This is a genomic window from Salipiger sp. H15 (genome assembly GCF_040409955.1).
GTDB lineage: Bacteria > Pseudomonadota > Alphaproteobacteria > Rhodobacterales > Rhodobacteraceae > Salipiger.
This window is the reverse complement of the sequence record NZ_CP123385.1, coordinates 358,178-382,534: the sequence shown is the minus strand read 5'-3', so window position 1 is coordinate 382,534 and position 24,357 is coordinate 358,178. Positions and strand designations below refer to the sequence as shown.

Here is a 24,357-nt window from a genome sequence, read left to right as displayed (position 1 = left end):
TTTGCGAGTGTGGGAGGGGCGGCAGGGTTCCCCGAGAGGGCATCGCTCTTGAGAAGTTTTATGCGAGGGCAGGGCCTTGCGGCCCTTCCTTCATCCTATCTTGGGAACCTCGGCCGCAACCTCCGCCAGCAGATCGAGAGTGGCCCTGCGAATGCGCGTGAGCCGCGCCACCAGCGTCTCGTCGCCGATTGGGTCCTCGGGAGTCTCGAGGCCCAGCGGGATCTCCGGCGGCAGCGCCCGCAGGAAGGCCCTGAGGTCGATCCCGCCCTCTCCGGGCGCCAGGCGCTTGCGCCGCGCGGTGTCGAGCAGCTCCTCGGTCGTGTAGCGCGGCTGCACCGTCGCGTCGCAGAGATGCGCGAAGGGTAGGCGCTCGGGCGGCAGGGCGGCGAGGTCGGATATCTGCGAGCCGGAACGGTCGAAATGCAGGCTGTCGACGAGGATCCCGGTCAAGGTCCCGGCGGCCTCGACCACCTTCCGGCAGGTCGCAAGATCCGGCACCGGGGTCCATGGGAAGAACTCGAGCAGGGCGCGCAGGCCCCGCGCCTCGGCCGCCTCGGAGAGCGCCGCCAGCGTGTCGGCAAGCCGCGGAAGATCGCTGTCATAGGGGGCGGTGATCACGTTCCGCGCGCCAAGGGCCGCGCCGGTGTCGAGCGTGGGCAGCACGGCCTCCAGCCGGAACTCGGGCGTCAGGCGCAGGAACTCGATGTCCGCGACCTCGAGCCCGGTCTCCTGCAGCGCATGGCGCGTCTCGGTCAGTTCGGCGCGGCTCGACAGCGGGTAGCCCGGGCTGTCGGGGGTCACCTGCACGAGCCGCAGGCCGACGCCGTCGAACCCGGCCTCCGCCGCCGCGCGAATGAGCACGGGCGGCGCGGCGTCGATCGCCGTGAGATGCGCGACCGTCAGTTTCCTGGTCATTCTTCGGTGCCTTTCCGGGCATTGGCCGCGTCGCGCCCGGCGATGAAGCCGAAGGTCATCGCCGGGCCGAGGTTGATGCCGCCGGCGGGGTAGAAACCGCCGAAGACGCTGGCCATGTCGGTGCCCGCGGCCCAGAGGCCGGGGATCGCCGCGCCCTCGGTGTCGAGCACCTGCGCCCTGCCATTGGTGGCAAGGCCGGAGAAGGTGCCGAAGCTGCCGGGCACCACCTCGACGGCGAAGAAGGGCGGCTTCACGATGGGCGCGACGCAGGGGTTGGGCTGCTGCTCGGGGTCGCCCTGCAGGCGCATGTAGGGCGTGGTCCCGCGCCCGAAGCGCGGGTCCTCGCCGCGCTCGGCGCCGCGGTTCCACTCGGCCACCGTGGCGCCGAGCCCCTCAGGGTCGATACCGCAGGCCGCCGCCAGCTCGGGCAGGCTGCGCCCGGTCTTGAGATAGCCGCGCCGCACCCAGGGCTGCCAGGGCAGCGGCTGCGGGCGCACCACGCCAAGGCCGAAACGGCGCAGGAAGCGGTGGTCGCAGACCAGCCAGGAGCGCGCGGGCGCATCCTCGGGCAGGGCGCGGAGCAAGGCGTCGACGTAGTCGTGATAGCCCAGCCCCTCGTTGCAGAAGCGCCTGCCGTCGGCGAGCACGCCGATCACCCCGGGCTTGCCGCGCTCGATGATATGCGGGAAGCGCCCGGTGCTGCCATCGGGCCAGGGCACCACGGACACCGGGCAGAGCGCCGCCGCGCGCGCCTGGTCAAGCCGCAGCCCGGCACCGATGGCGCGGGCCATGGCGATGCCGTCGCCGGTGGCCTCGGGGGTGGCCAGCGTCTCGTGCTCGGCGTCGCGCGGGAAGGTCCCGGCGCGCAGCGCGGCGTCATGCGCGTAGCCGCCCGAGGCCAGCACCACCCCGACGCGGCAGGGCAGCAGGCTGCCATCGGCGAGCCGCACGCCGGTGATGCGCCCGTCCTCGCGCAGCAGCCCCGCCACGGTGCAGCCCGGGCGCAGCTCGACCCCGAGATCCAGCGCCGAGCGCAGCAGTCGCGCGACCAGCGCGTTGCCGTTGCGCAGGTCCATGCCCCTGCCGTGCAGCGCGAGGTCGCGGAAGTGGCGCAGCGTGCGGCGGGCGGCGTGCAGGAAGGCGGGAAGCGAGCGCGTCATCGTCATGAAGGCGCGCAGATCGGCCCCTGCCTGGATGGTCATGCCGTGGAAGGTGGTTTCGCGCGCCGGGCGCCGCAACAGGCGGATCGCCTTGCCGAGCCTGCGCCCGTCGAAGGGCCTGGCGATCACCGACCGGCCGCCGGTGCCCGCTCCGGGCAGGTGACCGTAGGTGTCGGGAATGGCCGTGCCGCCCTCGAATTCGAGCGCGGTCTCGGTCTCGAAGAACCCCACCATCTCGGGCGCGGCGGCGAGAAAGGCGTCGACCCGTTCCGGCTCGAACCGGTTGCCGAGGACGTTCTGCAGGTAGAGGCGGGGGGCGTCCACCTCCTCGACGATCCCGGCGCGGCGGACCACCGGGTTGCGCGGCGCCCAGATCCAGCCGCCGGACCAGGCGGTGGTGCCGCCCAGCACCTCGGCCTTTTCGAGCACGGTAACCGAAAGCCCCTTAGCGGCGGCGGTCACCGCGGCGGAAAGCCCGCCCGCGCCCGAGCCCACCACGATCAGATCCACGCTGCGGTCCATCTCGGCATCCTCCGTCTTTCCCGTGTTGGATACCGTGCGAAGTGGGATTAACGTCAATGACCTTTTGTGCGATCATGATAACACCATGTTATTCGGGAGGAGAGGATGCGGGAAATCACCTTGCGCCAGGTCGAGGTCATCCGGGCGGTGATGCTGCGCGGGACGATCGGCGGCGCGGCGGAACTGCTCGGCGTCTCGGCGCCGGGGATCTCGCGGCTGGTGAAGCACACCGAGGAGGCGCTCGGCCTGCGGCTCTTCGAGCGCAAGGCGGGGCTCTTCGTGCCGTCGGTCGAGGCCGGCAAGATCTTCGACCAGGTCCGCGAGGTCTACAAGGGCGTCGAGAACCTGCAGAGCGCGATCAGCTCGCTGCAGAAGGGCGAGGAGGTGCAGCTGGCCTTCGCCTCGGCGCCCTCGGTGGCGCAGTTCATCGCCGCCCGGGCGATCAAGTCGATCCGCGCGCGCTACCCCGATCTCTACATCGACCTCAACATCCTCAAGATCGAGGAGACGGCGGATTACCTGCTGCTCGAGCGGGGCGAATTCGTGATCATGAGCTCGGCGATCCACAATCCTGGCATGCAGAGCGAGAAGCTGGCGAACGGGCGGGTGGTGGCGATCCTGCCCGAGGGTCACCCGCTGGCCGAGCAGGACGTGGTCTCGGTCCATGACCTCGCGAAGGAGCCGCTGGTTGGCATCGACCCCGACGATCCCTATGGCCGGACCGTGTCGCGGCCGTTCCGCGAGGCGGGGATCGAGCTGCGCCATTCGATGCGCGGGCGCTTCGCGCAGACCATCGTGAGCCTCGTGCGCCACGGGCTCGGGGTCGCGCTGATCGACGAGTTCTCGGTCTCGGAGGTCTACCTGCCCGGGGTCGTGCGCAAGCCGCTGCTCGAGGAAACCTCGATCGACATCTATGTGGTCACCAAGAAGGACCGGGTGCTGTCGAATTTTGCGGAGTTCAGCATCCAGCAGTTCCGCCGCGAGTTGAACGATGCCGGCAAGAGATGGCCCGAGCGCAGAGGGTGATTAACATCATGTTATTCACGGCTCACAAATGGTATTTGACGTTATGCCCCTCGATGGCGCATCACACTGGGCAGCGAACGCCCGGAGGATGGCGTTCGGCGCTTTTCACGGGAGGAAATCCATGAAGCGATTTGTGTTTGGTGCCGTTTCGGCGCTTGTTCTTGCTGCATCCGCCGCATCGGCCCAGGACTATCCGACCAAGGAAATCCAGGGCATCATCCAGTGGGGCGCCGGCGGTTCGACCGATACCGTGATGCGCTCGGTCACCCCCTACGCCGAGGAAGTGCTCGGCGGCACCGTCGTCATGCAGAACGTGACCGGCGGCGTCGGGGCCATCGCGCTCAACCAGGTGGCCGGTCAGGCCGCAGACGGCTACACGCTGCTGATGGGCGCGGAAAACCCGCTGCTCTACAAGGTCATGGGCCTTGGCGACAAGGATTACTCGGACTTCACGCCGATCAACATCCTGGCGCGCGGCACGGCGATCCTGGTGGCGAACCCCGATGCGCCCTTCGATGACTACGCCGGCATGATGGCCTACATCAAGGAGCACCCGGGCGAGCTGCGCCTCGGCGCCACCGGCCCGGGCGGCCTGCCCTCCGTGGTCACAGCGATGATCAACACGGTCGAGGGCGAGATGGACGTGATCTCGGTGCCCTACGATGGCGACGGCCCGGCGCTGACCGCGCTGCAGGGTGGCGCGATCGACGTGATGCCCGCGGTGCTCGGCGCCGCGATCGAAGGCATCCGCGCCGGCAACATCAAGGCGCTGGCGATCTTCGACACCGAACCCAGCGCCAAGCTGCCCGAGGTTCCGGCGGTCACCTCGTTCAACGAGGGCTATGCCACCTACCTGCCCTGGGGCCCGTTCTTCGGCGTCTTCGTGAAGAAGGGTACGCCGGATGACGTCGTCGCCAAGCTGACCGAGGCATATGCCGCCGGCGCCCAGAAGGAAGAGTTCAAGACCCTGATGGACACCCGCGGCTTCACCATGCTGTCGATCTCGGGCGCCGAGGCCGAGGACTTCCTGACCAAGTGGCAGCAGAGCACGAGCTGGCTGCTGCAGGACGCGGGCCTCACCAAGACCTCGCCGGAAGAGTTCGGCATCGCCCGTCCGGGCAACTGATCAGGGCGCCGGCGCCAGCCGGCCAAGGATCACGCTGGCGCCGCACTTCTGCACCGGGAGTGCGGCGCCTTTCCCATCCAAGACCGATACGAACCAGGGAGGGGAGTCCCATGTCCCGAATTGAAACGGAACACCACGACGGCACGTCCGACGCGACGCCGGGCGGCTACGAGGGGCAGAGGCGCCCCGGAGAGCTGGTTTTCGGTGCGGTCATGGTGATCGCAAGCCTCGTGCTCCTGTGGAGCGCCTACGGCATCTCCGGCTTCGAGGCACTGTCGGCGCCGGGCTCCGTGCCCATGGCGACGACCGCCGTCATGGTCGTCACCTCGCTGGTCATCTTCCTGCGCGACCTGCGCCTGCCGCGTGTCAGCGGCGAGACGGTGGCGAAGGACATCCTTCCGGGCAACGTGCTGATCGTCGCGCTGATGCTGGTCGCCTACGGCTTCCTGCTCAAGCCGCTGGGCTTCCTGCCCACCTCGGCGCTGTTCCTGATCGCCGCGATCAAGCTGCTCGGCGGCCGCGGCTGGTTCTGGACCGTCGGCGTCGCGCTCGGCGCGCTGCTGCTCATCTGGATCGTCTTCCGCATCGTCTTCACCGTGCTGATGCCCGCGGGCATCGTGCCCGAGGCCGAAGTCATCCAGGCCTTCCGCAACCTCTTCGCAGGAGGCCAGTGATGGACTCCCTTCTTGCCTTCCTGACCGTCTTCACCCAGCCCGAGCTGCTGCTGCTCGTCGGCCTCGGCACCTTCGCCGGTGTCTATGTCGGCGCGATCCCGGGCCTGTCGGTGACCATGGCGGTCTCGATCCTCATCTCCTTCACCTTCTCCTGGGATGTCTACCCGGCGATCTCGCTGATGATCGGCATCTTCATGGGCGGGGTCTACGGCGGCTCGCGCACCGCGATCCTGCTCAACATCCCCGGCGCGCCCTCGGCCATCGCCACGGCGCTCGACGGCTATCCCATGGCGCAGCGCGGCGAGGCGGGCACGGCGATCGGCATCACCACGGTGATGTCCTTCTTCGGCGGCTTCATCGGCATCGCGGTGCTGGCGCTGGCCGCCCCCGTGGTGTCGGACTTCGCGCTGAAGTTCCAGCCGCGCGACTACATGCTGCTGGCGGTGCTGGGCATCCTGCTGGTCGGCTCGCTCTCGACGGGCAGCCTGGTCAAAGGCATCTTCGCCGGTGCGCTCGGCATCGCCATCGGCGCGGTCGGCCGTGACCCGCTGACCTTCACCGAGCGCTTCACCTTCGATCTGCCGATCATGCAGGGCGGCATCAGCTTCATCGCGGTGATGATCGGCATGTTCGGCGTCTCCGAGGCGCTGATGCAGCTGCACCACGTCGACAAGACCGCGGTGCGCCAGAAGATCACCCGCATCGTTCCCTCCTTCGGCACGATCCGCAAGCACCTGCCGCTGTCGCTGCAGACCTCGACCATCGGCGTGATCATCGGCGCGCTTCCCGGCACCGGCGGCGACATCGCGGCGCTGATGGCCTACGACCATGCCAAGCGCGTCACCAAGAAGCCCGAGTACCCGTTCGGCAAGGGCGCGATCGAGGGGCTCGTCGCCCCCGAGACGGCGAACAACGCGGCCGTGGGCGGCGCCTTCATCCCGATGATGACGCTGGGCATTCCCGGCGACGCGGTGACCGCGATCATGATCGGCGCGCTGTTCATCCACGGCCTGAACCCGGGCCCGATGCTGATGATCGAGAAGCCCGACATGTTCTGGTTCATCGTCGGCGCGCTGGTGATGGCGAACTTCTTCATGCTGCTGTTCGGCCTGACCGGCATCAAGCTCTTCACCAAGATCGTCGAGATGCCGCGCGCCGTGCTCATCCCGCTGATCATGCTGCTGTCGATCGTCGGCGCCTACGCGGTGAACAACGCGATCAGCGACGTCTACTGGATGCTCGGCTTCGGCTTCTTCGGCTACTTCATGCGCCACTACGGCTACCCGCTGGGGCCGGTGATCCTCGGGGTGATCCTGTCGCGGCTGCTCGACGACAACTGGCGCCGCGCGATCATCTCCGAACGCGAGGATCTCGGACGGTTCTTCCATGGTATCGTGACGAGCCCGCTGTCGCTGGTGCTGTTCATCGCGGTGATCCTGATCTTCGTGTCGCAGACGCCGTTCTGGGCACGCGCCAAGAAAAAGCTGCTGGGTGATCCGGCAGAGAAGGTGGAACAATGACCAAGACCGCACCCCTCAAGCTCGGGCTGATCGGCGACAACATCGCGCGCTCCCGCTCTCCGCTGCTGCACCGGCTGGCCGGTGGCCAGAACGGTGTCGAGGTGACCTATGACCGGCTGGTGCCGAAGGACATGGGGCTCAGCTTCGACGAGGTCTTCGACAGCTGCGCGGGGCAGGGCTACCGCGGCACCAACGTGACCTATCCCTACAAGGAGATCGCCGCCGCCAAGGTCGAGGTGGACGATCCCCTCGTGCGGGCGGTCGGCGCGGTCAACACGGTGATCTTCGGCGGCGAGACGCCGAAGGGCTTCAACACCGACTACTCGGGCTTCATGTCCGCCTACCGCTCGGTGATGGGCGACAAGCCCACCGGCACGGTGCTGATGATCGGCACCGGCGGGGTCGGCCGCGCCGTGGCCTTCGGCCTCGCGGGGCTGGGGGCGCGCACGCTGCGCCTCGTCGACCGCGACCCGGCCAAGGCCGAGGCGCTGGCCGAGGCGCTGCATTCGGTCGCGCCGGACATGGAGATCAGCATCTGGCTCAGCGCCGAAAAGGCGGCGCAGGGCAGTGCGGGGATCATCAACTGCACGCCGGTGGGCATGGTCGGCTACGAGGGCACGCCGCTCGCGGCCGAGGCCATGCAGGGCGCGGCCTGGGCCTTCGACGCGGTCTACACCCCGACGAACACCCAGTTCCTGCAGGACGCCCGCGCCGCCGGGCTCAAGGTGATTTCCGGCTGGGAGCTCTACTTCTACCAGGGTGTCCACGCCTGGTCGCTGTTCTCGGGCCTGGGGCTGGACGAGGCCAAGCTGCGGGCCGACCTGCTTGAGATGGGAGACGCGGAATGAAAACCTGCATCGCGACGGTTTCGATTTCGGGAACGTTGTCGGAGAAGCTCGAGGCGATCTCGGCGGCCGGTTTCGACGGGATCGAGATCTTCGAGCAGGATTTCATCACCGACAGCGGCAGCGCGCGCGACGTCGGCGCGCGCATCCGCGACAAGGGCCTGTCGATCGACCTCTTCCAGCCCTTCCGTGACTTCGAAGGCCTGCCCGGCGCGCTGCGCGCCAAGGCCTTCGACCGCGCCGAGCGCAAGTTCGACCTCATGCAGGAGCTGGGCGCTGACCTCATGCTGGTCTGCTCCTCGGTCCACCCCAAGGCGCTTGGCGGCGTCGAGCGGGCGGCGGAGGACCTGCGCGAGCTTGGCGAGCGGGCCGCGGCGCGCGGCCTGCGCGTCGGCTACGAGGCGCTGGCCTGGGGTCGCTTCGTGAACGACCACCGTGACGCCTGGGAGATCGTCCGGCGCGCCGATCACCCCAATATCGGCCTCATCGTCGACAGCTTCCACACGCTGAGCCGCGGCCTCGACCCCAATTCGATCCGGCAGATCCCCGGCGACCGCATCTTCTTCGTGCAGATGGCCGACGCTCCCAAGATCGACATGGACCTGCTCTACTGGTCGCGCCACTTCCGCAACATGCCGGGCGAGGGTGACCTTCCGGTGACCGACTTCATGCGCGCGGTCGTGGCGGCGGGCTACACCGGGCCGGTCAGCCTCGAGATCTTCAACGACCAGTTCCGCGGCGGCAGCCCGCGCACCATCGCGCGCGACGGCTTCCGCTCGCTGGTCACGCTGCTCGACGACGTGCGGCGGACCGAGCCCGAGGTGAAGGCCGAGCTGCCGGTGATCCCGCCGCGGCAGGTGCTGCACGGCACCGCCTTTGTCGAGTTCGCCACCCGCGGCGCCGACGGCGACCGGCTGCGCGCGCAGCTTTCCGCGCTCGGCTTCGCCGAGACCGGCCGGCACGTCGCGAAGTCGATTGCGCTCTGGCAGCAGGGCGACATCCGCATCGTGGTGAACGAGGAGGAGGGCGATTTCGCCGGCTCCGCCTTCAACATGCACGGCACCTCGGTCTGCGACATCGGCATTTCCGTCGCCTCCTCGGCGGACACGCTGGAGCGCGCGACCGCGCTCGGCGCCGCCGCCTTCGCGCAGGCGCCGGCGGTCGGGCAGCTCGACATTCCCGCCATCCGCGGGCTTGGCGGCAGCCTGCTGCACTTCCTCGACGCCTCGCATGCCTCGGTCTGGCGCGAGGAATTCGGCGTCGAGCGCTCGGGCCCGCATGGCGCGGGGCTGGTGTCGGTGGACCACATCGCCCAGACCATGACCTATGACGAGATGCTGAGCTGGTCGCTGTTCTACAGCTCGCTTCTCGGCATGGCCAAGGCGCCGATGGTCGACGTGATCGACCCCGACGGGCTGGTCCGCAGCCAGGCGCTGGCGGCGCCGGACGGGGCCTTCCGCATCACGCTCAACGGCGCCGAGACGCATCGCACCGTCGCGGGCTCCTTCCTTGCCGAGAGCTTCGGCGCGCCGGTCCAGCACGTGGCCTTCGCCACGCAGGACATGTTCGCCACCGCCGAGGCGCTGGAGGCGGCCGGGTTCGAGGCTCTGCCGATCTCGGCGAACTACTACGACGACCTTGCCAGCCGGTTCGACATTCCGGGCGAGGAGCTTGAACGTATGAAGCGCCACAACATCCTCTACGACGAGGACGAGAACGGCGCCTTCCGGCAGCTCTACAGCCGCCCGGTGGCCGGGGGGCTGTTCTTCGAGATCGTCGACCGCTCGCGCGGATACGCGGGCTACGGCGCGCCGAACTCGCCCTTCCGCATCGCCGCGCAGAAGCGGCTCGCGCCGCCGAAGGGTATGCCGCGAACCTGACGCCATTTGGCGGCCGCCCCGGAAGGGACGGCCGCGCGCATCCTGCTCAGACCATCCCGCCGTTCGGCTGGACGATCTGCCCATGCACCCAGGATGCCTTGTCCGAGGCGAGGAAGGCCACCACCGCGGCCACTTCCGCCGGCTCGCCGACGCGGCCGAAGGGGCTGAGCCCGGCCGCGCGCGCGATCGCCGCCTCGTCCTTGCCGGCGCGGAAGAGGTCGGTGTCCACCGGTCCCGGGGCCACGCCGTTCACCCGCACGCCGCGCCCGGCAAGCTCCTTCGACATCGAACGCAGCAGGCTTTCCACCGCCGCCTTGCTCGCCGTGTAGGGGCCGACGCCGGGGATCGCGACGCGCACCATCGAGGTGGTGAGCCCGATGATCGTGCCGCCGTCCGAGACGTTCTGCGCCGCCGCCCGCAGCACGTTGAACGCGCCGACGATATTGACCTCGACCAGTTCGCGGAAGCGCTCGTCGGGGAACTGTCCCACCGGACCGGGCAGCACGTTGATCCCGGCATTGGCGACGACGCAGGCAAGCGGGCCCGCGTGCTCGGCCTTCACCGCCTCGAAGACGGCGGCGACCTCGTCCGGGCTGCGGATATCGGCCCGGTGCGCAGTGATCTTCCGGCCCGAGCCCGCGCCGGGCAGCGCCGCGGGGGCCGCGCTGGTATAGGTGAAGGCGACGTCGTACCCGTCCGCCGCGAGCGCCTCGACAATGGCCGCGCCGATGCCGCGCGAGCCGCCGAAGACGAGTGCTGTCCTGCTGGTCAAATCCTGTTCCTTTCCTTGGGTCCCGTGTCGTTCCGCCGGGCCTAGATGCTGATGGTGACGATCCGCTCCTCGGTCATCTCCTCGACGGCGTAGCGCGGTCCCTCGCGGCCGAAGCCGCTGTCCTTGCTGCCGCCGTAGGGCATGAGATCGACCCGCGAGCTGGAGGTTTCGTTGATGTGCACGCCGCCCACCTCGAGCTTGCGGGCAAACTCGAAGGCCGGGCCGATCTGGTTGGTGAAGACCCCGGTGGCGAGCCCGTAGGGCGTGGCGTTGACCGTGGCGATCGCGTCCTGCAACCTGTCGAAGGGCACGAGCGAGAGCACCGGGCCGAAGACCTCCTGGCTCATCACCCGCATGTCGGGCGTGACCCCGGCCAGCAGCGTCGGCTGCACCACCGAGCCCTCGCGCGCGCCGCCGACGAGGCACTCGGCCCCGGCCTCGACGGCCTCGGCGATCCAGCCCTCGACCCGTTCCGCCTCGCGCCGGTTGATCAGCGGGCCGGTCACCGTGCCCTCGACAGCGGGATCGCCGTAGCGGACCTTCGCCACGGCCTCGGCGAAACGCGCCCGGGCCTCGTCGAAGCGGCTGCGCTGGACCAGCGCGATCTGCACCGAGGTGCAGACCTGCCCGGCCTTGCGGAAGGAGGCGCCGACGATCTTCGGCACGGCGATGTCGAGGTCTGCATCCTCGCAGAGCACGGTGAAGGCGATCGAGCCCAGCTCCATCTGCGTGCGCCGCAGCCCGGCGCTTTGCTGGATCTGCCGCCCGACGCCGGTCGAGCCGGTGAAGGCGATGAAACGCACGCGCGGATCGGCGATGGCGCGCTGGGTCACTCCGCCGCCGCCGAGCAGCACCGACAGCAGCCCGTCCGGCAGCCCGGCATCGCGGAGGATCTCCGCCAGCAGGAGCGTCGTCGCAGGCGTCGCCGACGAGGGTTTGACCACCACCGCGTTGCCCGCGGCAAGCGCCGGGGCGACCTTGTGCGCGACGGTGTTGAGCGGCGAGTTGAACGGGGTCACCGCTAGCACGACGCCGAGCGGCACGCGCAGGGTGAAGGCGATGCGGTTGCCCTGGTTCGGCGCGCCCGAGATCGGGATCATCTCGCCCGAGAGGTTGCGCGCCTCTTCGCCGGCAAGCCGCAGGGTCTGCAGGCAGCGCGTGACCTCGGCATTGGCGTCGGCGGCGGTGAAGCCCGACTCCGCCTGGATCACCTGCTTCATCTGGTCCGCCCGTTCCAGGAGCAGCGCCGCGGCCCGGTCGAGGATCGCGCCGCGCTCGTAGGGCGCGGACGCGCCGCGGCGGAAGGCGGCATGGGCGGTCTCGATCATCTGGTCGAGCTGCGCGTCGCTGGCCTCGTGCCCGGTGGCGATCACCGCGCCGCTGAACTTGTCGATCACCTCGAAGGCGGGACCGGCACCGTGCAACGCGCGCCCGGCGAGGAACAGCGGCAGGCTGGCGGGGTAGACATGGGGCGCGGCGGCGGGCGCATCCTGGCGCATCGCGGGCTCCTCGGGGGTCACAGCCATAGGATTTCCTTTCGCTGGTCGATGTCGTTCAGGAGGCAGTGCGCCGGACCCTCGTGGAAGACCGCGCCCTGTTCCATGGCGTAGACCCGGTCGCTGAGCGCGAGCACGAGGTCGAGGTTGTGCTCGACGATGATCACCGGCACCTCGCGGCGCAGCCGGTCGAGCACGCGGAAGAGATCCTCGATCACCGCGGGGGCGAGCCCCTCGAAGGGCTCGTCGAGCAGCAAGAGCTTCACGTCGGCCGAGAGCGCCCGGGCGATGGCCAGCATCTGCTGCTCGCCGCCCGAGAGGAAGTCGGCGTGGGAGTTGATGCGTTCCTTCAGGCGCGGGAAGAAGTCGAAGATCTTCTCCTCGGTCCAGTGCGCGCCGCCCTGTCCGACCGGGCGGGCGAGGTGGCCGAGCGCGAGGTTGTCGCGCACGGTCATGCCAGAGAAGAGGCCGCGCCCCTGAGGCACGTAGCCGACGCCCGCGCGGGCGATGTCGGGCGCGGCCCATCCGGCGATGTCCTGCCCGGCGAAGTCGATGCGCCCCTCGCGCGGCTTCACCAGCCCCGAGACGGTCTTGAGGAAGGTTGACTTGCCCGCTCCGTTGCGCCCCAGCAGCGCGACGATCTCGCCCTGACGGACCTCGAGCGAGGCACCGTTGAGGATGTGGCTCTTGCCGTAGAAGGTGTGCAGCCCCTCGACCTTCAGCACCGGTGCGCCGCTTGCCGTGCCGACTTCGGCGCGGCCGGTGACGGAGGGGGTGCCGGTGCCGGTGTAGATTTCCTGCACCTTGGCGTTGCGGCGGATGAACTCGGGGCTGCCGGCGACCAGCACCGCGCCCTCGTTCATCACCGTCACCACGTCCGAGAAGCCGAGCACCCGGTCGATGTCATGCTCGACGATCAGCACCGGGATGTGATGCGCCACGGTGGTGACCAGCCGCCCCACGCGCTCGCGCTCGGCGGCGGCAAGCCCGGCCAGCGGCTCGTCGAGCAGCAGCACCGAGGGCTTGCTGGCGAGCGCGATGCCAAGGTCGACCAGCCGCTGCCCGCCGTAGGAGAGGTCTGCCCCGAGCGTGTCCTCGATGCCCTCGAGCCCGAGGAAGCGGATCAGCTCGGCGGTCTCGGCGTCGATGTCGGCGTAGCCGTCCACGTCGCGCCAGATGTTGAACCGTCCGGGGTGCTTGGCCTGGAAGGACAGGCGCAGGTTCTCGCGGATCGTGACGCCCTCGAAAAGGCTGGTGATCTGGAAGGACCGCGCGAGGCCCGACTGGCAGATCGCCTCGGGGCTCTTGCCGGCGATTGAGGCGCCGTTCAGCTCGATCTCGCCCGACGTGGGTGCGTATTTGCCCGAGATCAGGTTGAAGAGCGTCGTCTTGCCCGCGCCGTTGGGGCCGATGAGCGCATGGATCTGCCCGGGCCGCACCTCGAGCCCGGCCTTGTTCACCGCGCGGATGCCGCCGAAGTTCTTCGACACCTCGCGGGCGGAAAGCACGGTCGACGCCTTCGAGGGGGCGGGGCAGAGCGTCTGCGGCAGGTCCAGCCCTTCGTAGATCTTGCGCCGGCTCATCGCCGCGCCTTCCTCGGCGGGCGGGGTCATCCGGTGGCGCAGCTTCTGCACGATGCCGACGATGCCGCCGGGCAGGTACATGACGAAGCCGACGAAGATCAGCCCGAACCAGAAGAGCCAGTCGCCGGTGTAGGTCGACAGCAGCTCGCGGAAGGTGACGAAGAAGAGCACGCCCACCGCCGGGCCGAGGATCGGCCCGCGCATCCCGCCGATCACCACCATGGCGAGCAGCTCTCCCGAGAACTCGATCGAAGTGCTCTCGGCGGTGACGATGTAGTGCTGGAAGCCTGACAGGATGCCGCCAAGCGCGGTGACCATGGCCGAGAGCACGAAGACCAACAGCTTGTAGCGGTTGACCGGGTAGCCCTGGAACTGCGCGCGCTCCTGGTTCTCGCGGATCGCCACCAGCACGTGGCCGAAGGGCGAGCGCACGACGCGGATCAGCAGGTAGAGCACGCCGAGCCCGATGGCGGCGGTGAAGAAGTAGTAGGTGAGGTTGTCGGCAAGGTTCAGCGGCAGCAGCGTGCTGCGGTCGAACCCGCCGAGCCCGTCCTCGCCGCCGGTGACGGCGGTCCAGCGGAAGGCGATCGAGAAGGTCAGCGCCGAGAGCGCCAGCGTCATCAGCGCGAAGTAGACGCCGCGCCGGCGCAGCAGCAGCGCGCCGATGACCAGCGACAGCAGCCCGACGAAGACAAGCCCCGCGAGGATCGGCAGGATCATCTGCCCGGGGAAGAGGTGCTTCTGCGCCAGCGCCGCGGCATAGGCGCCGATGCCGAACCAGGCGGCATGGCCGAAGGAGACGAGCCCGGCGAAGCCCATCATCAGGTTGAGCCCCAGCGCCGCGATGGTCAGCACGACGATCTGCGTCGCGGTCGAGGAGGTCAGCCCGAAGAGCGGCAGCACGAAGGGCAGCAGCAGGAGGGCGATGGCCGCGCCGAGGAGCGTTGTGGTCTGGGTCTTCATGGCTCAGCTCTCGAACTTGGCGATGGATTCCCCGAGCAGGCCGCGCGGGCGCAGCAGCAGCACGAGGAACATCAGCACGTACATCGACGCCTCCGAGGCGGCGGGGGCGAAGTAGATGGTCACGCCGCGGGTCACCCCGACCAGCACCGCCGCCAGCACCACGCCCCAGAAGCTGCCGAGCCCGCCGATGATCACCACCACGAAGGCGATGGTCAGGATCTCCGAGCCCATGGCCGGGTGCACCGTGGTGATCGGCGCGAACATCGCCCCGCCGAGCGCGGCCAGACCCACGCCCAGCATCACCACCGCGGTCATGTAGGGCTGCAGCCGGATGCCGAGCGCGGCGACCATGTCCGGGTCCTGGATGCCGGCGCGCACCACGCGGCCGAAGGAGGTTCGGTTGAGCAGCAGCCAGATGCCGGCCAGCGCCACCGCGATCACCAGCAGCATCAGCAGCCGGTACTTGGAAAACAGCATGTTGCCGACGATCACCGAGCCGCGGATCTCCTGCGGCAGCGTGGCGGGCAGGGGGGCGGCGCCCCAGATCATACGGATCGCCTGCTCGGCCACCAGCGCGAGGCCGAAGGTCACCAGCAGGCTGAGGATCGGGTCCTCGTTGTAGAAGCGGCGCAGGATGAACCGCTCGAAGAGGATGCCGAGCAGCGCCACGGCGATGGGCGAGACGGCGACGGCGGCGGTGAAGCCGAGCGGCGCCGAAAGCTGCACGAAGACGTAGGCGCCAAGCGCGTAGAAGGCGCCATGGGCAAGGTTGACGATGCCGCCGACGCTGAAGATCAGCGACAGGCCGAGCGCGATGAGCAGGTAATAGCCTCCGAGCACGAGCCCGTTGACGACCTGCTCGAGGAGAAAGACGATTTGCATGGCGGTCCGTGATGTCCGGGCTGGCGGGTCGCGGCGGCGGTGGGCGCCGCCGCGATCCTGGTGTCAGGAATGGCGCGTCAGAGCTTGCAGGAGCCGCCCTCGACCGACGGGTAGATCGAGTCGAGCGGAGCGTCCGGGGCGGGCACCGCGCCGTCGAGCTGCAGCATGGTCTGCACGTCGTCGTAGCTGCCCGGCTCCTTCACGGTGAAGGCATAGGCCTCCTGGATGAGCTGGTGATCCTCGGGCCGGAAATAGGCCTGCCGGGCCTTCATGATGTCGAACTTGGCGCCGGACTCGAGGTAGTCGATCAGCTCGGGCGTCGCCGCGCTGCCGGTCTCGCTGATCGCCTTCGCGGCGATCTGCACGGCGATGTAGGAGATCCACGCGTGGTTTTCGGGGATCTTGCCGTATTCTGCCTTGAAGCGCTCGACGAAGGCCTGGCTTTCCGGCGTCTCGACGCTGTCGAGCCAGACCGTGGGCCAGGTGCCCGAGAGGTTCCCGACCCCCGCCGCCCAGGCGTCGGCGGTGTTGAGGTTGAAGCCCACCATCGGGTAGGGCAGGCCGAACTCGGCGTATTGCTTGACGAAATTGGTGACCTGGTTTCCCGCGAGGTTGAGGCAGACCACGTCGGGGTTCGCCTGCCGCACCTTCAGGATGAAGGGGCTGAAGTCGGTCACGTCCGTGGCGATGAGCTCGTCGCCGATCAGCTCGGCGTTGTTGGCGGCGAAGAAGGACTTGGCGGCCGCCAGCAGGTCATGGCCGAAGACGTAGTCGGCGGTTAGCGTGAAGAACTTCTTGCCCTCGACCATGCCGTCCTGCTTCAGCGCGGTGCCGACGGCGTTGACCATGGCGGTGTTGGGGATGTCGGTGCAGAACATGTAGCGCGAGCAGCGCTCGCCGCGCAGCACGTCCGAGCGCGGGCCGACCGCGACGAAGAGCTTCTCGTTGCGCGCCGCGACCTCGGAGATGGCAAGTGCCGTGGCCGAGCTGATCTCGCCCAGCAGGAAATCCACCCCGTCCCGCTCGAGCATGCGCTGCGCCTTGGTCGCGCCGTTCTCGGGGTTGATGGAATCCTCGCTCATCAACTCGATCTGCCGGCCGGCGGCACCGCCCGCGGCGTTAATCTCCTTAGCCGCGAGTTGGGCGCCCTCCACCGCCCAACCGCCCAGCGTGCCGAGAAAGCCGGTCATGGGGGTGAGGTGGCCGATGCGGATCGGTCCGCTCTGCGCGCGCACCAGCGCGGGGGCACCGAGGGTCGAGGCGGCGAATGTGCCGCCCGCGAGCATGAGGGCCGTGCGGCGTGTGAGCACGCTCTTGGGGCCCGCCAGCCGCGAGGTCTGATAATTTGTCATTTTCTCCTCCCAGATATGGAGACCATTTGAATGGTCCCATGCCGGGAAGCCTATCAGCCCGGAATTTCCCGCAAAAATAGGGAATTCGGAAGGAGATATAAGCTATGCATATGGCCCTCGGCGGTGCTAGGCTCGGCCATGGACATCAGACAATTGCGCTATTTCGTCGAGATCGTGGAAATGGGCAGCCTGTCGCGGGCGTCCAAGAGCCTGCACATCGCCCAGCCCGCGCTGAGCCAGCAGGTCGCCAAGCTCGAGGACCAGGTCGGGAAGGCGCTGCTCGTGCGCTCGCCCAAGGGGGTGACGCCGAACGAGGCGGGGCGCTCGCTCTACCACCAGGCCAAGCTGATCCTGCGCCAGTTCGACCACGCGATGACCATTGCCCGCTCCGAGGACGGGCAGGTCAAGGGCGTGGTGTCGATCGGCCTTCCGGCGACCACGGTCGCGGCGGTCGGCCTGCCGCTGGTGCGGCGGGTGCGGGCCAATTACCCGGGGATCTCGATCAACGTGGTCGAGGCGATGAGCGGCCATCTCGACACGCTGATCCGGCAGAACCGGCTCGACCTCGCGGTGCTGTTCTCGCGCGACAAGACCGAGGAACTGTCGGTCGATCCGCTGATGGTCGAGGAGCTCTTCCTGATCCTGCCGTCCGACAGCCGCATCCTCGCCGGGCGCGAGACCGTGACCATGGCCGAGATCGCCGAGGTGCCGCTGATCCTGCCGACCTCGGACCACGGGCTGCGCAAACGGATCGAGGCGGAATTCGAAAGCCGCGCGCTCAATCCGAGCGTGGTGGCGGAAATCGACTCGCTGTCGCTGCTGATGAATTGCGTGCACGACAATATCGGCGGGACGATCAAGCCGATGGGCGCGATCATGCAGGAAACGGCGCGGGGACGGGGATTCCGGCGGCTGCGGGTCAGCGACGCGCAGCTGCGGCGCTCGAACTACCTCTATTCGCTGCCCGCCGACGCGATCACCTCGGCCTCGACCGCGGTGGCGCAGGAGCTGAAGATCGTCGTTGACGAGCTCATCGCGCGCTCGGACGGGATAGGCTTCCTGCCGCGGCCCGAACCGGTCCGGCTGGGCCGGATCGGGCAGAAGGAGACGGCCTGAGCCCTAGTCGTCGCTGACCGGCGTGGTCGCCACGATGAAGGTCAGATCGCCGAGCCCGGTGTTCTGGATCGAATGCCAGGTTCCCGGGGTGATGAAGATGACGTCGTGCCGGCGCACGACGCGGCGCTCGTCGCCGATCTCCATCAGACCCTCGCCCTCGAGGATGTGGTAGACCTGCTCCTGCACCTTGTGCACGTGGCGCTCGACATAGGCCATCGGCTGGTAGGTCGAGATGCGGTAGTCGATCTGCCTCGATCCGGTGGTGTCCGGGTGCACCAGCGCCTTCGACAGGGCCGAGCCGTAATGCGCCGGGAACTGCTGCCACGGCTCCTCGGCGATGTTGCGGATGACGGTCTTGTACTCGGTCATGTTCCTCTCCTCCTCGTTGATCGTCACGGCCGCCAAGGGCTGCCGAAGACCGGCTCCTTGGGCTTCAGCGGCGGCAGTTCCCACGAGCCGGTGGCGGGCGGGCGGATGTCGGCGTCGACGTGCACGTCGATCAGCGCCGGACGGTTCAGCCGGATCGCCTCTTCCAGCGTGCCGGCGAAATCGCCGGGGCGGGTGACGGTGTAGCCCGCGACCCCTGCCGCCCGCGCCCAGGCGGCGAAGTCGGGATTGTAGGGGGTCTTGTTGTCGCCCTGGGTGAAGGCGGTGCCGTATTCGCGCCCGCCGAAATAGCCGTATTGCAGGTCGCGGATCGCGCCCCAGGCGAAGTTGTTCCAGACCACCCAGACCACGGGGATGTTGTACTCGACCGCGGTGCAGAGCACGTGCGGCACCATGGTGAAACCGCCGTCGCCACAGATCGACACGCAGACCTTGTCGGGCGCGGCGAGCTTGGCGCCGAGGATCGAACTCGGGCCGAAGCCCATGCCCGAGTAGCCCCAGGTGTTCAGCATCGACTGCGGGTTCCGCGCCTTCCAGAACTGCATGTACCAGTTGTGGTGCACGCCGGAATCGAGCGACAGGATCGCGTCGGGCGGCAGCACCTTCTGGCACTCCTCGACCACCCGGAAGGGCGAGATCGGCATCGCCTCGCTGCCCCAGTTGGGGGCGATGTAGGCGTCCCATTCCTGCGTCCACCCGGCGATGTCGGCGGCCCAGCCCTTGAGCCTCTCCTCGGCGGGCAGATCGCGGCCTTCCAACTCGGCGAGGATCTGGCGCAGGAAGCTGCGCGCGTCGGCGAGGATCGGCAGGTCGGGCAGGTAGTTGCGGCCGATCTCGGCATGGTCGACGTCGACATGGATGAGCTTGGTGTGCGGGAAGTTCCACGAATAGCCGGGCTTCCACGACGAGGCGGACCGGTCGTCGAACCGCGCCCCCACCGCCAGCACGAGGTCGGCGTGCCGTCCCGCATGGTTGGCCTGGTAGGCGCCGTTGCGGCCGATGAAGCCGAGCGACAGCGGGTCCTCCATGTCCATCGCGCCCATGCCATTCGGCGACGAGATCACCGGGATCCGCAGCCGATGCGCCAGCGCGGTCAGCTCGGGGCCCGCCTCGGACAGGGTGACGCCGTGGCCGATGAAGAGCACCGGGCGCTCGGCACCCAGCAGCATGTCGACGGCGCGGCTCACATCCTCGGCGCTGGCGCCGCTGCGACGCTTGCCGAAAGCGCCTCCGGGTGGTTCGTCGGGCACCTCGGCCTCTTCCTGGAAGAGGTTGTAGGGGATGTCGAGGTTGACCGGCCCGGGCCGGCCGGTGGTCATCTCCTGCATCGCCTGGCGCATCGCCAGCGGCAGCATCTCGACCCGCGAGGGCTGGAAGGAGCGTTTCACCACCGGCTTGATGACATTGTTGAAATCGGCCTGGTGGTGGCGGTTCAGCTCCTGGAAGGCGCCCCGGTTGAACTGCGAGGTGGGCACGTTGGCGGTGATCGCCAGCACCGCCGAGCTGTCGGTCTGCGCCACCGCGAGCCCCATGATCTGGTTGGCCGAGCCCGGCCCCGTCGAGGTCAGCGTGGCGGCCGGCCTGTGCGAGACGCGGAAGTAGCCGTCGGCCATGTGCACCGCGGTCTGCTCGTGCCGGGGCGAGACCAGCCGCAGCTCGTCCCTGCGCTCGTACATGCAATCCAGCAGGCCGACGTTGCCGTGACCGCAGACGCCGAAGACATGGTCGATGCCCTCGGCGATCAGCCGGTCGGTGATGATCTCGCCACCCTTGCGTGTGGTCATGGGGTCTCCTCCCTCAAGTGCCTGTCCTCATGTGCCGATGCCGGCGGCGTGCCGTGCCGCGCGCCAGCCGAATGTCAGCGCCAGCCCGAGCTGGGCGCCCGCGCCGGGGTACTCGCCGCCGAAGGGCGAGTGCATGTCGTTGCCGCAGGCGTAGAGCCCGGGGATGGGAATGCCCGCGGCATCCAGCACCCGGGCGTGGGTGTCGGTGACCAGCCCGCGGCTGGTGCCGAGCGGCGTGGGTTCGATCCGCAGCGCATAGAGCGGGCCGGGGCCGATCCTGCCGAAACAGGGGTTGGGCGCGTGATCCGGATCGCCGAGCGCGCGGTCATAGGCGCTTTCGCCGCGGCTGAAGGCGCTGTCCGTGCCGGTCTCCGCATCGGCATTGACCTGCGCCAGCGTCGTGGCCAGCGCCTCGGCCGGCAGGTCGAGCCTGCGTGCCAGCGCTCCGGCGTCGGGCGCGGTGATCAGGTAGCCGCTGGCGATGTAGCGCCCGAGATGGGGCGTGCGGGGGCGGATCGCGCCGAAGCCGTAGCGCGCGATGAAGCCGCGGTCGCAGATCATCCATGCGGGGATGGTCTGGCCGTTCGTGTTGGCGGCGTACATGGCGCGGACGAAGTAGTGGTAGGGCAGTGCCTCGTTGGCGAAGCGCCGGCCGTCCTGCCCGACGATGATCGCGCCGGGCTTGGCGCGGTCGAGCACGATATGCGGGTAGGGCACGTGGCTGCCGTCGGCGCGCGTGAAGATCGAGCTCGGGAACCAGAGGGCATTGTCGGCGCCCGGCGGGCCGAGCCGTCCGCCCGCCTCGAGCCCGAGCTTCAGGGTCGAGCCGTCGCAGCCGGGCGCGGCGGGGGTGAAGCCGGGCACGGGCTCCGGCATCTGCTCGGCGCGCATCCGGGCGCTTGCCGGGAAACCGCCGCCTGCAAGCACCACGCCCTGCGCCGCCGTGACCCGCTGGCCGTCCGCAAGAGTGACGCCGGTGACGCGCCCTGCGTCCGATGTCAGCGCGGTGACATGCGCCCCGGTCCGGACCCGCACGCCGCGGTCGCGGCAGGCGCGGTAGAGCCGCGCGACCAGCGCGTTGCCCATGACCAGCCGCGTGCCGCGCCGGTAGCCGCGCAGCCGGTCGGCGGCGGTGCGACCCATGAGCGCCAGCGCAAGTCCCGCGCCACGCGCGGAGCGGTCGGCCCGGAGCAACTGCGCCGCCTCGGCGCGGGTGACCATCACCTGCCCGAAGAGCATGAGTTCCCGCAGCGGCTCGGCCAGCGTGGCGAAGTCCTTGCCCAGTTGCCGCCCGTCGAAGGGAAGCGGCTCGAGCGCGCGCGATCCCGGCGCCGCGCCGGGCAGCTCGGGTCGGTAGTCCTGCGAGGCGGTGAGCGGGCGCAGCGCGAGCCCGGCATGTGTGCTGAGATCGGCGAGCATCTCGCGGGCGCTGTCGAGGAAGGCGCCGCGCATCTCCCGCGGGGCCTTGTCACCGACGAGGGCATCGAGATAGCGCACCGCCTCGGCAAGATCGGCATCGCCGCCCGACTGCGGATTTCCCGGCACCCAGACCGTGCCCGAGGACCGGGCCGAGGTGCCGCCGAGGGTGCCTCGGTGCTCGAGCACGAGGCAGTCGAGCCCGCCGAGCGCCGCGGTCAGCGCGGCGCCGAGCCCCGCCGCGCCGCTCCCGAGCACGATCAGGTCGACGCGCTCCGGCAGCGCCGGACGGGGCTGGTCCGATGCCGCGCTGCCGGTCTGTGTCGGGGTGGGATCAAGCGACATTTCTCGTGGCTTGCGATGGGGTTCCGGGGTCTCGTCCAGTGTTAGCGGGCTTGGGTGATCGCGCCAAAAACGAAATCCCGATACGGCTATAAGCGTTCGGTATGCCCCGATCCGCCTCACCCCCCGCCGTCATCGCTTGCGCTGCGCGTCGCGGACGAGGGCGGCGAGGCGGTAGAAGCCATGTGCCATCTTCGAGTAGGGCATGAGCAGGAAGAAGGCGAGCACCGCCCCGAGATGCAGCGCCAGCAGCACCTCCAGCGCCGAGGTGCCGCCGAGCGCGTAGAGCGCGAGCCCCGAGGCGCTCACGGTGAAGAGCAGCGCGATGAAGCCGAACTCGCCGCCGCGCACCTCGGGCGCCTGCAGGTCGGGCGCGGCCTTTGCCTTTAGGTGCATCATCCCCAGCGTGCCGGCGCAGAGCATGAGCCCGCCGATGACCCCGAAGAGCTTGGGCAGCGACAGCAGCCGGTAGGGCGCCTCGATGCCGAATCCGTAGTGCAAAATCGTGCCGGTCGCGGTGGCGGCGAAGCAGAGCAGGAAGCCGTACATCACCAGCTGGTGCATCACGCGGCGGCGCTGCGAGAAGACGTCCTCCTCCTCGAAGTTGCAGCCGTCGCCATGCCCGCCCGCGAGGTTGCGCATGGTGGCGGCCGAGCCGAAGGCGGCGCGCAGGTCGGCCAGCGTCACCGGACCGCCCCCGACCCGGCGCCAGTAGCGGCGCAGCCCCACGCCCATCGCGGCGAGCGGCAGCAGGAAGGCGGGCAGGAAGATCGCCACCATCGCGCCATGCGCCATCACCGCGTAGAAGCCCGTGCCGCCGCTGGAAAGGTGCCGCGCGGCCCAGAAGAGCAGTGCCATGGCGAGTACGGCAACCCCCGCGATGAGCGTGCCGTTGTGGTGGAACGCCCGGCCCAGGGGGGCGGGGAAGGCGGTCTCCTCCCAGCTTTCCTGCCGGACCTCGGCCAGCACGCCGGGCAGGTTCAGCGCGAACTCGTGCGGGGCGGTGTACTGGCAGGCGTAGTGGCAGTTCTGGCAGTTGTGGCAGAGGTTGGCGAGCTGCGTCAGGTCGCCGTCCGAGAAGAACCGCCCCGCGTGCATCGCCGGGAAGACGGCGCAGTAGCCCTCGCAATAGCGGCAGGCGTTGCAGATCTGTGCCTGTCGGCGGGCTTCCTCGATTGGGTTATCGTACATGGCGCGCTGCCTCCCGTCCGGCGATGCGGCCGAACACCGTTCCGATGGTCATTCCGTACCCGGCCAGGTAGCCCTGGCCGAGGATCGAGCCGGCCATGGTCTCGCCGGCGGCCCAGAGGTTCTCGATCCGGCCCGTCTCCGTGCTGCAGCGCGCGGTCTCGTCGACCTTCAGACCGAGGTAGGTGAAGGTGACCCCGGTGCGCAGCGAGTAGCCGTAGAAGGGCGGCTCGGCGATCGGCCGGGCCCAGTTGGTCTTGGGCGGGGTGAGGCCGGTGGTGGCCACCCCGTCGAGCTCGGTCGGGTGGAAGCTTGAGGTGTCGCCGCAGGCGGCGTTGAACGCCGCGACCGTCGCAAGCAGCTTCTCCTCGGGCAGCTCCATCTTCCGCGCCAGTTCGTCGAGCGTGGCCGCCTCGATGGGCGGGAAGACCGAGGGCATGAAGAGCGGCAGGGCGCGCGAGTCGATGATTGCATAGCCGACCTGATCGGGCTGCGCCGCCACCAGACGGCCCCAGATCGCGTAACGCTTGGGCCAGACGTCCTCGCCCTCGTCGTAGAAGCGCTCGCCATTCTTGTTCACGACGATCGAGAAGGGCACGCAGTCGAGCCGGGTGACGATGCCGCCGTCGTATTTCGGCGCGCGCCCGTCGATGGCGACGGCGTGGCACTGGGTGGGATCGCCGACCGAGGTCACGCCCTGATCCAGCAGGTCCTTCAGCACCGTGCCCCGGTTGTAGGGCGTGCCGCGGATGAGGAAGTTGCGCGCCGGGGGTCCCCAGGCCTCGGTCAGCCAGTCGATGTTGGCCTGGAAGCCACCCGAGGCGACGACCACCGCGCGCGGGCGCAGCGTGTGGAGCTTGCCCGCGTGCTCATACTCGACCCGCGTGACGCGCTGGCCCTCGAGCGCGACATGGCGCACCGGAGCGTCGTAGAGCACCTCGACCCCGAGCGCCTCGGCGGTGCGGTAATAGGCGTTCACCAGCGACTTGCCGCCCCCCATGAAGAAGGCGTTGGTCCGCGCCAGCGACAGCGTGCCCGAGAGCGAGGGCTGGAAGCGCACGCCATGCGCCTCCATCCACGGCAGGCACTCCTGCGACTGGCGGATCACCATGCGGGCCAGCCCCTCGTCGGTGCGCCCGCCGGTCACTCTCAGGAGATCGGCGAGGTATTCCTCCTCGCCGTAGCTCTCGACCAGCACCGACATCGGCGCCTCGTGCATGCAGCGGAAATTGCGGGTGTGGCGCGAGTTGCCGCCCCGGTAGGATTTCGGCGCGGCCTCGAGGATCAGCACCTTCGCGCCATCCTCCGCCGCGGTGATCGCGGCACAGAGCGCGGCATTGCCCCCGCCCAGCACCACGATGTCGTATCTGTCGTCTTGTGTCGTCACGATGTGCTTCCTCTTGCAGGG

At 69.2% G+C, this 24,357-nt stretch carries 19 protein-coding genes; 7 read left to right on the top strand and 12 right to left on the bottom strand.

Features of this window, described 5'->3' with window-relative positions:
- Positions 1-90: 90 nt before the first annotated feature.
- A complete protein-coding gene (locus PVT71_RS16055; protein WP_353475070.1) occupies positions 91-915 on the bottom strand; it encodes a sugar phosphate isomerase/epimerase in 825 nt (274 codons plus the stop codon).
- Entirely contained in the window at positions 912-2,597 is a 1,686-nt protein-coding gene (locus tag PVT71_RS16050; protein ID WP_353475069.1) for an FAD-dependent oxidoreductase, read from the bottom strand. The genes PVT71_RS16055 and PVT71_RS16050 overlap by 4 nt, the downstream gene beginning before the upstream one ends.
- Before the next feature lie 105 nt (positions 2,598-2,702).
- On the opposite strand from PVT71_RS16050, the gene PVT71_RS16045 reads away from it, so the two are divergent.
- The 6 genes from PVT71_RS16045 (at position 2,703) to PVT71_RS16020 (ending at position 9,668) form a co-directional block, all read left to right on the top strand.
- Positions 2,703-3,623 (top strand): LysR family transcriptional regulator, encoded by a 921-nt coding sequence (locus tag PVT71_RS16045; RefSeq protein WP_353475068.1) that lies wholly within the window; start codon positions 2,703-2,705, stop codon positions 3,621-3,623.
- Positions 3,624-3,744: 121 nt separating this feature from the next.
- Positions 3,745-4,749: a tripartite tricarboxylate transporter substrate binding protein gene (locus PVT71_RS16040; protein ID WP_353475067.1), complete on the top strand. Its 1,005-nt coding sequence runs from the start codon at positions 3,745-3,747 to the stop codon at positions 4,747-4,749.
- A 110-nt stretch (positions 4,750-4,859) separates the two neighbouring features.
- On the top strand, positions 4,860-5,423 hold the full coding sequence (locus PVT71_RS16035; RefSeq protein ID WP_353475066.1) for a tripartite tricarboxylate transporter TctB family protein: 564 nt from the start codon (positions 4,860-4,862) through the stop codon (positions 5,421-5,423).
- Positions 5,423-6,943 carry a tripartite tricarboxylate transporter permease gene (locus PVT71_RS16030; protein WP_353475065.1) on the top strand — a complete coding sequence of 507 codons (1,521 nt, stop codon included), beginning with the start codon at positions 5,423-5,425 and terminating at the stop codon, positions 6,941-6,943. Before PVT71_RS16035 ends, PVT71_RS16030 begins: the two co-directional genes overlap by 1 nt.
- The gene (locus PVT71_RS16025) at positions 6,940-7,791 is read left to right on the top strand and encodes a shikimate dehydrogenase (protein ID WP_353475064.1); all 852 of its coding nucleotides are present in this window, start codon (positions 6,940-6,942) and stop codon (positions 7,789-7,791) included. The genes PVT71_RS16030 and PVT71_RS16025 overlap by 4 nt, the downstream gene beginning before the upstream one ends.
- Entirely contained in the window at positions 7,788-9,668 is a 1,881-nt protein-coding gene (locus PVT71_RS16020; RefSeq protein WP_353475063.1) for a TIM barrel protein, read from the top strand. The genes PVT71_RS16025 and PVT71_RS16020 overlap by 4 nt, the downstream gene beginning before the upstream one ends.
- Before the next feature lie 46 nt (positions 9,669-9,714).
- Here PVT71_RS16020 and PVT71_RS16015 read toward each other — a convergent pair whose 3' ends face one another.
- The 5 genes from PVT71_RS16015 to PVT71_RS15995 form a co-directional block, all read right to left on the bottom strand.
- Positions 9,715-10,440, bottom strand: a complete 726-nt coding sequence (locus PVT71_RS16015; RefSeq protein WP_353475062.1) for an SDR family oxidoreductase — start codon at positions 10,438-10,440, stop codon at positions 9,715-9,717.
- Positions 10,441-10,481: 41 nt separating this feature from the next.
- Entirely contained in the window at positions 10,482-11,966 is a 1,485-nt protein-coding gene (locus PVT71_RS16010; RefSeq protein ID WP_353475061.1) for an aldehyde dehydrogenase family protein, read from the bottom strand.
- The gene (locus PVT71_RS16005; RefSeq protein ID WP_353475060.1) at positions 11,957-14,482 is read right to left on the bottom strand and encodes a branched-chain amino acid ABC transporter ATP-binding protein/permease; all 2,526 of its coding nucleotides are present in this window, start codon (positions 14,480-14,482) and stop codon (positions 11,957-11,959) included. The genes PVT71_RS16010 and PVT71_RS16005 overlap by 10 nt, the downstream gene beginning before the upstream one ends.
- Before the next feature lie 3 nt (positions 14,483-14,485).
- Complete coding sequence (locus PVT71_RS16000; RefSeq protein ID WP_353475059.1) at positions 14,486-15,364, bottom strand: branched-chain amino acid ABC transporter permease; 879 nt, start codon at positions 15,362-15,364, stop codon at positions 14,486-14,488.
- 77 nt (positions 15,365-15,441) lie between these two features.
- Positions 15,442-16,716, bottom strand: coding sequence for an ABC transporter substrate-binding protein (locus tag PVT71_RS15995; RefSeq protein ID WP_353475058.1), 1,275 nt, complete (start codon positions 16,714-16,716; stop codon positions 15,442-15,444).
- 138 nt (positions 16,717-16,854) lie between these two features.
- Here PVT71_RS15995 and PVT71_RS15990 point away from each other — a divergent pair, with 138 nt between their 5' ends.
- Positions 16,855-17,832, top strand: coding sequence for a LysR substrate-binding domain-containing protein (locus PVT71_RS15990; RefSeq protein ID WP_353475057.1), 978 nt, complete (start codon positions 16,855-16,857; stop codon positions 17,830-17,832).
- 3 nt (positions 17,833-17,835) lie between these two features.
- Here the strand turns inward: PVT71_RS15990 and PVT71_RS15985 are convergent, their stop codons facing one another.
- The 5 genes from PVT71_RS15985 to tcuA form a co-directional block, all read right to left on the bottom strand.
- Positions 17,836-18,201, bottom strand: coding sequence for a cupin domain-containing protein (locus tag PVT71_RS15985; RefSeq protein WP_353475056.1), 366 nt, complete (start codon positions 18,199-18,201; stop codon positions 17,836-17,838).
- A gap of 23 nt (positions 18,202-18,224) precedes the next feature.
- Positions 18,225-20,003: a thiamine pyrophosphate-binding protein gene (locus tag PVT71_RS15980; RefSeq protein WP_353475055.1), complete on the bottom strand. Its 1,779-nt coding sequence runs from the start codon at positions 20,001-20,003 to the stop codon at positions 18,225-18,227.
- Between the two features lie 27 nt (positions 20,004-20,030).
- The gene (locus tag PVT71_RS15975) at positions 20,031-21,764 is read right to left on the bottom strand and encodes an FAD-dependent oxidoreductase (protein WP_353475054.1); all 1,734 of its coding nucleotides are present in this window, start codon (positions 21,762-21,764) and stop codon (positions 20,031-20,033) included.
- A 129-nt stretch (positions 21,765-21,893) separates the two neighbouring features.
- Positions 21,894-22,952, bottom strand: a complete 1,059-nt coding sequence (gene tcuB, locus PVT71_RS15970; protein WP_353475053.1) for a tricarballylate utilization 4Fe-4S protein TcuB — start codon at positions 22,950-22,952, stop codon at positions 21,894-21,896.
- On the bottom strand, positions 22,942-24,336 hold the full coding sequence (gene tcuA, locus PVT71_RS15965) for an FAD-dependent tricarballylate dehydrogenase TcuA (RefSeq protein ID WP_353475052.1): 1,395 nt from the start codon (positions 24,334-24,336) through the stop codon (positions 22,942-22,944). The genes tcuB and tcuA overlap by 11 nt, the downstream gene beginning before the upstream one ends.
- Positions 24,337-24,357 lie beyond the last annotated feature (21 nt).